We start from the raw sequence: 9010 nt of genomic DNA, 5'->3' as shown, positions 1-9010 counted from the left end.
TACGGGGTGGGCACGTACTTCTACGTCCAGGACGACGGCAACCTGACCGCCTACGACGCCGCCTGGCGTCCGCTGTGGGAGAGCCGCACGGGCCGTCACCCGGGCGCCTACCTCGCCATCCAGAACGGCGGCAACCTGGTCGTCTACTACGGCAACACCCCCCTGTGGTGGTCCAACTACCGCCCCGGCGGCGACCCGACCGACCCCGAGTGCCGCCCGGGCCGGCTCTGCCCGTAGCCGTCCGCGGTCGACCGGGCGGGCGCCGCCCCCCGGGCCGGGGGCGGCGCGGTGCACCGGCGGCGCTGCCCGGGCTGCCCCCGCCGCCCGGGCCGCCGTCGCCGCTCCCGGCCGGGCCCGGGGCCGACCGGTGGGAGCGGCTGGTCGCCGACGCGGCCGTGCGCGCCCGTGAGCTGCTCGCCCACGCCCATGCCCGCGCCCACGGATCCACCTCCGCCGGGCCGGCGCCGCCGTTCGACCTCCGGCGGGACCGCGTACGGATCGCGGCGCCCCGTCCCGAGCCGGGGACCCCGGCCCGCGTGCGGGAGGCCTGCGGCAGCGCGGAGCGCCTCGACCGGGCGGCCGGGGCGTGGCGGCTGGGCGGGAGCGCCGGTCTCGACGTGCTGGAGCGGTCCTGGACGCCGCCGGCACAGGACACCGCCGGCACAGGACGCCGCCGGGACAGGACACCGCCCGCGCGAACCGCGCTCACCGCGGGCCGGGGGCAGGACGAACTCCCAGGGCCGGAGGTGCGGGAGAACCGTTGGACGCTGGCCGGCCGCCGCGCCGCACGGCGACCCGGCCGGGGCCCTCGCCGGGCTCCTGGACGGCTGAACCGCCGGGCCGCGCTGCGCCCGGCGCCGCCCCGGGCCGGCCGTTAGCCCGGCCAGGCAGCGGTGTTCCCCCACCCGAGTAACCGGGCTCCCGCTCGGGGGAGGGGGTCGGTGGTTCGGGTACGGATCGGGCCGGTGCGGAGGAACAGCCCCCGCCGAGGAACACCCCCAGAACCCTGAACCCCGGGAGGCCGCCATGGCCCGTACGAAGCCCCTAGTCCTGACCGCCCTCGCCCTCTTCGGTGTCCTGGCCGCGAGCACCGCGGCCGTCGCCGAGGACCGGCCCGCCGACAAGCCCGCCTCCGTCAAGCCGACCTTCGTCGCCCCCCACGACCAGGCCGCCGACCCGTCCCTGCTGGCCGCGCACGACCAGGTCGTCGGCGACTGGGTCGACGTGGCCCCGGGCGACAACGGGATCGCGTACGTGCCCTGTCCGGCCGGCGAGGTGCCCACCGGCGGTGGCGGCCAGACCAGTGCCTTCCGGATCTTCTTCACCGACTCCTACCCGAGCGGCGACTCGTGGGTCGTGCGCGGCACCAACACCGGCAGCTCGACCGAGTCCATCCGGGCGACCGCCGTCTGCACCACCCCCTGACCCGGGGCCGAACGACCCCGGCCGGGGCGGCGGGTGCCGGGGACTGTTGGCGAGGACCGCTGACGAGGGCGCTGACGAGGGCCCGCGCGGTCTCGGCACCGGCGACGTCCGTCCCGCCCCCGGCCGGCGCCTCATGACCGCCGGACAGTGACCCGCAGGGGAGCAGGAAGTCGGCCCGGCCGACTTCCTGCTCCGCTCGCGTTTCCGGGCGGGAACGCCGGAGCCCCCGTACGCCGCGGTTCCCCGGGCCCCGGCGCCGGGCGGAAGGCGCCGGGTGCCGCCTCGCCGGGCGGTCAGCCGGAGTCGCGGACCACGAGCCTGGGCCGGGCCGTCTCGTCGAGGCCTGCGGCGGGGTCCTCGCCGCTCGCCGACGTCCTGCTCGGCGCCGACGAGCCCGGCGGACGCCTGCCCACCACCTGGCCCGCCCGGCTCGACGACGCCCCGGTGCGGGAGGTCGCGCCCCGCGGCGGTGAACTCCACTACGACGAGGGCGTGTTCATCGGCTACCGGGCCTGGCGTCGGCAACCCGTCGCCCCCGCCCACCCCTTCGGGCACGGCCTCGGCTACACCACGTGGACCTACGACCGGCTCGACACCGACGGGCTCACGGCCCGCGTCCAGGTCTCCAACACCGGTGACCGCCTCGGCCGGGAGACCGCCCAGCTCTACCTCGCTCCGGTCGAACCCGACCCGGAACGCCCCGAGCGCCGGCTCGCCGGATTCGCCGAGGTCACCGCCGAGCCCGGCGCGAGCGCCAGGGTCGAGATCCCCGTGCCGCCGCGCGCCTTCCAGGTCCGGGACACCGCCGCGCGGCGCTGGACCACCCGCCCCGGCCGCCACACCCTCCACGCGGTGCGCAACGTCGAGGACAGCCTGCTCCGCGCCTTCGTGGACATCACCGGTCGCTGACGCGTGAGCCGTTCACGGCCCGGTGGCCGCCCGGGCCGTGCACAGCGCACGGCCGCCCCCGGCCGCGCACCCGCCGACCCGCGCGACGGCGCGCACGCCGGCGCCGTGCACCGCGCAGGCGCCCGCGCCCGCGCCGTCGGCGGGCGGCGGCCAGGCGGAGCGGGAGTATCGTGAGGCGGCGTCATGGGTGCCGTTCCCCGGGAGAGGCAGGGCGGTTGGTGAATCGGCGTACTGCGCTCAGGGTGGGAGCCCTCACCGCCGCCGCGCTCGCGCTGCCGCTCCCGGTCGGGGCAGTCGGGGCGGCCGAGGCGGTGCCGATGCCGGCGCGTACGCCCGAGTCGGCGCTGGCCAGGCTCCGGGCGGGCAACGAGCGGTGGTCGGGCGACCGGGCCGCGCACCCGGACGCGGGCGCCGCCCGCCGCGTCGAGCTGGCCTCCGGCCAGGAGCCGTTCGCGGTGGTGTTCTCCTGCATCGACTCCCGGGTGCCGCCCGAGCTGGTCTTCGACCAGGGCCTGGGCGACCTGATGGTGATCCGCACCGCCGCCCACACCCACGATCCGCTGGTGGCCGGCAGCCTGGAGTACGGGCCCGCCGAACTCGCCACCCCGCTCCTGGTGGTCCTCGGGCACCAGCGCTGCGGAGCGGTGACCGCCGCCGTCGAGTGCTTCCGGGACGGCCGGCGACTGCCCGGCCACCTGGCCGACATCGCCCATGACCTGCGGCGCCCCTACGAGGAGGCCCTGCGCCTCGGTACGGAGCCCGGCGACCTGGTCGAGGCCACCGTCCACGCCCAGACCCGGCAGACCGTGGCCGCGCTGCGCGGCGACCGACTGCTGCGGCCGATGGTCGGGGCGGGCCGGCTCCAGGTGGTCGGCGGGTACTACCGCCTGGACTCCGGCCGGGTCGCCTTCCTCGACTGACCGGCCGACCGTCCGCCGGGAGGGGGCAGGCGGGGGCCGGACGGGGGTCAGGCGCCGGGCGTGGGACCGGTGTCGGGGCGCAGGTCGTCGAGGAGTTCGGCGCGGTCGGTCAGCAGGGTGGCGAGGATGGACCTGGCGACGGTCAGGAGTTCGCCGATCTCGGGGCTGGTGAGCCGGTAGACGACCGAGACGCCCTCGCGCCGGGAGGCCACGACGCCGGTGCGGCGCAGGATGGCGAGCTGCTGGGAGAGGTGGGCCGCCTCGACACCGACCTCGGGGAGCAGTTCGGCGACGGCGTGCTCGCGCTCGCTGAGCAGTTCCAGGACGCGGATGCGCACGGGGTGGCCGAGCGTCTTGAAGAACTCCGCCTTGTGCTGGTAGAGCGGCGCGGCGGTGACGGAGGGCTGTCGCGGCGTGTCGGCGGTCATCGGGTTCACCGCCCGCGTCGGGTGTCGGCTCGGCTGGGCATCATCTCTTCAGACTTTAGCAATGCCGCGAACCGGCTGGTCAGTGCGGGGCGAGGGCGGCCAGCGCGGTGTCGGTGTCGGGGAACAGCCGCAGCAGGCCGAGGCCGCGGGCGGTGACGAGCAGGGGTGCGGCCCGCTCGCCGAGGCCGCACACGGCCAGCGGACCGCGGTCGGGGCCGAGCCGGCCGGCGGCGTTGACGATCGCCGCCTCGCCGTCGCCGCTCCAGCCCCGCAGTGCGGCGAGGTCGACGACGACGGCCCCGGGACAGCGCGTGCCGGTCCAGTCGACGGCGCCGGTGAAACGGTGCACCACACCGGCGCCGAGGAACCCGGACAGCCTCATGACGCCGATGTCACCCGTTCGTTCGAGCTCCCACTGCATGCTCACCGCCACCTCTTCCCAGCACACCCGAGGTGGCGGTGAGCACCGCCGAGGCCCCGACGACCCATCGGGGGCAGGGGACGGCGGGCATGTCCGCACGGCGGCAGCGGGCGCCGCCCACTGGTTTCCGGGCGCCGCAGGACGCCCGTGACCACGAACGGAGCGGCCGACGCCCGAACACCCTTGTGCGGTGAGACACCCATACCCGGGTCCCCTTCCTCGTAGTTGCCAATATTAGCAACTGCTAAGCTGTGCAATTCGACGGGTTGCCGGAAGCGCCTGCCGCGAAGCGCCCGCCCCGGAGCCGACGCCGGGGCGGGCGCTTCCGCGTCCGGGACGGCGGTCGTACTCCGGACGGGGCACCCGGAACCGGTGACGGGCCCCGCGATCGCCTCCGCCACCGGCGGCGCGCATCCCGGTCGCGCGCATCGGGGTCGCGGGCATCGGGGTCCGTTCGTGGGTCGGCGGCCCGAAGTCGGCCGCCGCCGTGGACCGTTCCCCTCCGAGGGCGCCACACGGTAGGTTCCGTGGACCCGGCTCCGGAGGAGCTCTCGTGCGTGCGTGGAACCCGCCTGTCACCGGAAGCCCCCGGGGCGCGGCCGTCGCGGCCCTCGGGTCCTGCGGCCGCCCGTCGGACGTCGGACCGTCCGGGGCGCCGCCGTACCGGCCCGCTCCCGGGGGCCGGGCAGCCGCTGCTTCGAGATCGCCCTGCCCGCCGTCGGGACCCGACCCCGCGGTGGCCCGCCTCGGCGGTGTCAACGGCTTGACGATCTAGGACGCCTGACCTACGGTGTGCCTCCAGGTCGACCGTCCTACGAGATGAGGGGATCAGCTGTGACTGCTGTGGCGACCCGCGAGCAGATCGTCGTGGCGGCCGACAGGCTCTTCTACCACCACGGCTACGAGCACACCTCCTTCGCGGACATCGCCGGAGCCGTCGGGCTGTCGCGGGGCAACTTCTACTACCACTTCAAGTCCAAGGACGCGATCCTGGACGCGGTGATCGAGGCCCGCCTCGCCAGCACCCGGCGGATGCTGGAGCAGTGGGAGGCCGAAGCCCCGACCCCGGCCGGCCGCATCACGCGGTACATCGAGATCGTGCTGACCAACCGCACCGACATCCAGGACTACGGCTGCCCGGTGGGCACCCTCACCACGGAGCTGGCCAAGCTGGAGCACGCCATGCTCGGCCAGGCCGGCCGCCTGTTCGCCCTGTTCCGCACGTGGCTCCGCGAGCAGTTCGCACTGCTCGGGCACGCCGAGCAGGCCGACGAACTGGCGATGCACGTGCTGGCCTTCAGCCAGGGCGTCGCCGTGATGGCCAACGCCTTCCGCGACGAGGCGTTCATCCAGCGCGAAGTCGACCGGATGCGCGACTGGCTGCAGACCTACGAGAAGTGAGGGCCCGGGTGCTCGCGGTCCTGCTACGGCGCCGGCCGGGCCTCGGCGCCATCACCGGCTTCGCCGAAACCGCGCCGCGTTGACGGAGGGCCGGCGTCCCTTCCCGTGGCGGCTCCTCCGTCCGGGGCCCGGCCGGGCGCGGACTCTTAGGGCGCGTATTTGGTTGTGATCAATGGGTGGTGCTGGTGAGGTCCTTGATCCAGATCATCGCGCCGCGAAGGTGGAGGGCGGCGAGGTAGCTCGCAGGGGTTTTGTCGCAGCGGGTGGCGATGCCTCTTCAGGCCTTGAGCTTGTTGATCAGGCGCTCGACGGTGTTGCGCTCCTTGTAGAGCTCGGCGTCGTGGCCGACGGGCCCACGGACACGGACCTTCTTCAGTACGGGGATGAACTGCGGGCTGTCGGCCGCCTGCCCCTCGGTCAGGACGAACGCCAACGGACGGCACTCGCGGTCACCTGCGACGTGGACCTTGCTGGTCTGCCCGCCCCTGGAGCGTCCGAGCAGGGCTTCCTTCAGGCGGAGTCCGCGCCGGTGTCGGATGCGTCGCCGTTCCTCCCGTTCTGCGTCGCCGACGGCGTCCTGCCCGGCTCGTCCTTCCGGGCCGCCCCCTTTTGCCGGGCGTTCTCCGCTTCGTCGGCGGCCTTCTCCAGGGCGGTCAGCGTGTCGTGGTCGAGGTGCATCCCGGCGGCATCGTGGTGGGCCCGGACAGTCGTGGAGTCCACGCCGACCAGCGGCAAGTCCACCTCACCGCGCTTCGCGGCCTCGGCGATCACACCTTCCAGCAACGCCTCGAAGACGCCGGCGTCACGCCACTGACGGAAGCGGTTCGAGACGGTCGACCAGGCACCGAACTCCTGCGGCATCTCCCGCCACTGCGCGCTCGTCCTGAAGCGCCAGATCACACCCTCGAACTGCTGCCGCAGCCGCTCCGGGTACGGGCCGTACTCGCCGATCGGCAAGTACGGCCCGATGAACTCCCACTCCGCATCAGATAGTTGCCCTCGCGTCACGCACCATGGTCTACCGGATCAGGACCTGCCCACGCAGGCGAATCACCCAAGTTGATCACAACCAGATACGGGCCCTAGTTCGAAGTCGGCCGAGGCGGCCGCGGGGACCGGACGACCCGTGATCCTTAAGGCCGCATGAAGCGCGGGATGTGTGGTCGCCCACCGCGAGCGTTCGGTCCTAATGTGATGCCATGTTAGCTTTCCTGCAAGCCAGTTGCTTCGTCCGGCCGCACCGGCTCCATGCCGTGTCCGCCGCGGGCTCCGGGAGCCCGAGATGAGACCGGCGCCCGGGGGACGGGGACATCGCCACTGGTGGCTGCGGCTCGCCTGGGGCGGTGCGGCAGCACTGGCGGCCTGTTTGGTATTCGCGGTGCTGCAGCCAGCCTGGAGCCGCACGCCCACACTCCCGGAACGGATCGCCCTCCTGAGCCTCGTGGTGGCGCTGGTGAGCCTGGTGGTCGGCCTGCTGGGGCTACGCCGCCCGGTGGAGCGCAACACCGCGAACCAGTCCCGCGGCTGGGCCGCCGAACTGGCCGACCAGGTCAAGCAGGCCGAGAGCCGGCAAAGGGGGCAACTGCTCGGCGGCGACACCCACCGCATCAACCTCACCTTCACCCTCCGCGCCGCACCGGCCCGGGCAGCGCAGGCGCCCGGCGAGGGCCGGCTGTTCGACGGCACGCCCACCGTTCCGGACGTCGCCGCCTACTGGCGCGGCACCCGCCCCCGGCGCCTCGTCGTCACCGGCGCCGCCGGCTCCGGCAAGACCGTCCTGGCCCTGGAACTGATGCTCGCCCTCATCAAGGGCCGCGACGCCGACGACCCCGTACCGGTGCGCCTGTCGCTCGCCTCGTGGGACACCCGCGTCCCGCTGTCCGACCTGCTCGTGCGCCGGCTCGTCGAGGCCTACGGCTGGCCTGCCGGCACGGCCGCCGATCTCGTCCGCTACCACCGCGTCCTGCCGGTCCTGGACGGCCTGGACGAGATGGACCCCACCCTCCCCGACGGCACCCCCGCACCCAACGCCCTCCGGGCGCTGGAGGTACTGCGCGCCCTCAACTCCTACCAGGAGGGAGGTGAGGCCGGGCCGCTCGTGCTGACCTGCCGCACCGCCCACTACGACGCCCTGGCCACGCGCGCCCGACTGATCGACGCCGCCCGCATCGAGATCGACGCCGTCCCCGCGGCCGACGCCCACACCTACCTCTCTCAGCGCGCCCTCGACCGCGACCGCTGGCAGCCCGTCCTCGACGCCCTGCGCGACGATCCCACCGGCTCGCTGGCCACCACCCTGTCCACCCCCTGGCGGCTGTGCCTGGCCGCCACCGTCTACGCCCGCGACCACGACCCCGCCGACCTCCTCGCCCACACCACCCCCGACGCCCACCTCCTGGCCCGCTTCATCCCCGCCACCACCACCCTCCACCCCGCCCCGTACAGCGCCGCCGACACGCACCGCTGGCTCGCCCGCCTCGCCCACCACCTCGCCACCAACCCCGTCGCCGGCGCACCGGCCGGACCCGGCACAGACCTCGCCCTGCACCAGCTCTGGTCGATGGCCGGCGCAGCTCGGGTGAAATGGGTCGATGCGGCCCTGACAGCACTCGTGGTGCTGAGCCCGATCGTGCTGACAGCAGAGCTGATCGGAATGAGCGAGGGACCTGTCGCCAGAATCGTGACTGTCTGTGTGTACGCGGCGGTGGCGGCGCTGACGGCCTTCCTCACCGCACGCTCCCGCACCGACCGGCCCGCCGGTACGGACCTGGCCGCCCTGCGGACTGCGTCCGGACGCCGCCACGTCCGCAAAGCCCTACTGACCGGCGTGCTGGCCGGCGCCGCGTGCGCGGCCCTCATAATTAGCCTGCTCTCTTTCGCCCTCGGCGAAGAGCCCGATTACGGCGCATCAGCCGTCCTAGTCTCCTGGGCCGCAGTCGTCGGAGCCGCGGTGGGGCTGACGCGGGGAATCGCGTCGGTGCTCAGAGTTCGCCCGGCCGCTGCCGTCGCTCCCCGCCGCGTCATCCGCGGAGAACTCGTTCTCGGTGCGATGCTGGCCCTGGTGGCCGGGCTCACGGTCATGATCGGGTACTCCTTGGTCTACACCGCCTACGACTACCTCGCATATCCCCCGTCAGCGGGTTACGAGCCCGATAGCATCGTCAACACGGCGCTGGTGGGCCTCGTCCTCGGATCGTTCGCAGGATTCGTGGTGTGGCTCAGCAGAAGCGGCGCCCGGCGGTACCTGGTCTTCATCCTGTGCTCCCGCGGTCAGTTGCCGCGCAGGCTCGGCGCCTTCCTGGACCACTGCTGCGACGCCGGGCTGATGCGAATGTCCGGCACCTCCTACCAGTTCCGCCACCGCGAACTGCAGCACTGGCTCGCCGCCCACCCGAACCCGCCGGCCGGCAGTACCGACCCGCTCGATACCCCGCCACGCGACGCATGACCCGCAGGTCCACACGAAGAACCCCGACGCGGCGCCGTCGTCCCGCGCTCAGCGCAGC

General features: G+C 74.1%; 7 protein-coding genes and 2 pseudogenes. 6 read left to right on the top strand and 3 right to left on the bottom strand.

Annotated elements, in window-relative coordinates; all coding sequences use genetic code 11:
• The 4 genes and pseudogenes from ACFVFS_RS33905 to ACFVFS_RS33890 form a co-directional block, all read left to right on the top strand.
• Positions 1–237 (top strand): annotated as a pseudogene (locus ACFVFS_RS33905) (hypothetical protein); the annotation flags it as partial.
• Positions 238–1026: 789 nt separating this feature from the next.
• Positions 1027–1425 carry a hypothetical protein gene (locus tag ACFVFS_RS33900; RefSeq protein ID WP_380628716.1) on the top strand — a complete coding sequence of 133 codons (399 nt, stop codon included), beginning with the start codon at positions 1027–1029 and terminating at the stop codon, positions 1423–1425.
• A 147-nt stretch (positions 1426–1572) separates the two neighbouring features.
• Positions 1573–2334, top strand: coding sequence for a fibronectin type III-like domain-contianing protein (locus tag ACFVFS_RS33895; protein ID WP_380628715.1), 762 nt, complete (start codon positions 1573–1575; stop codon positions 2332–2334).
• Positions 2335–2576: 242 nt separating this feature from the next.
• Complete coding sequence (locus tag ACFVFS_RS33890) at positions 2577–3254, top strand: carbonic anhydrase (RefSeq protein WP_380628714.1); 678 nt, start codon at positions 2577–2579, stop codon at positions 3252–3254.
• Positions 3255–3301: 47 nt separating this feature from the next.
• On the opposite strand, the gene ACFVFS_RS33885 is transcribed toward ACFVFS_RS33890, so the two are convergent.
• Both ACFVFS_RS33885 and ACFVFS_RS33880 read right to left on the bottom strand, forming a co-directional pair.
• Complete coding sequence (locus ACFVFS_RS33885; RefSeq protein ID WP_380628713.1) at positions 3302–3682, bottom strand: ArsR/SmtB family transcription factor; 381 nt, start codon at positions 3680–3682, stop codon at positions 3302–3304.
• 79 nt (positions 3683–3761) lie between these two features.
• On the bottom strand, positions 3762–4109 hold the full coding sequence (locus ACFVFS_RS33880) for a hypothetical protein (RefSeq protein ID WP_380628712.1): 348 nt from the start codon (positions 4107–4109) through the stop codon (positions 3762–3764).
• A gap of 828 nt (positions 4110–4937) precedes the next feature.
• Between ACFVFS_RS33880 and ACFVFS_RS33875 the strand changes: the two genes are divergently transcribed.
• Positions 4938–5504, top strand: a complete 567-nt coding sequence (locus tag ACFVFS_RS33875) for a TetR/AcrR family transcriptional regulator (RefSeq protein ID WP_380628711.1) — start codon at positions 4938–4940, stop codon at positions 5502–5504.
• 169 nt (positions 5505–5673) lie between these two features.
• On the opposite strand, the pseudogene ACFVFS_RS33870 reads toward ACFVFS_RS33875, so the two are convergent.
• A pseudogene (locus ACFVFS_RS33870) lies at positions 5674–6512 on the bottom strand (IS5 family transposase).
• A gap of 370 nt (positions 6513–6882) precedes the next feature.
• Between ACFVFS_RS33870 and ACFVFS_RS33865 the strand changes: the two are divergent.
• A complete protein-coding gene (locus tag ACFVFS_RS33865) occupies positions 6883–8952 on the top strand; it encodes an NACHT domain-containing protein (protein ID WP_380628710.1) in 2070 nt (689 codons plus the stop codon).
• Positions 8953–9010: the final 58 nt, after the last annotated feature.

Source organism: Kitasatospora sp. NPDC057692 (assembly GCF_042799475.1).
GTDB lineage: Bacteria > Actinomycetota > Actinomycetes > Streptomycetales > Streptomycetaceae > Kitasatospora.
The sequence above is the reverse complement of the archived record's forward strand: the minus strand, read 5'-3'. Positions and strand labels throughout refer to the sequence as shown.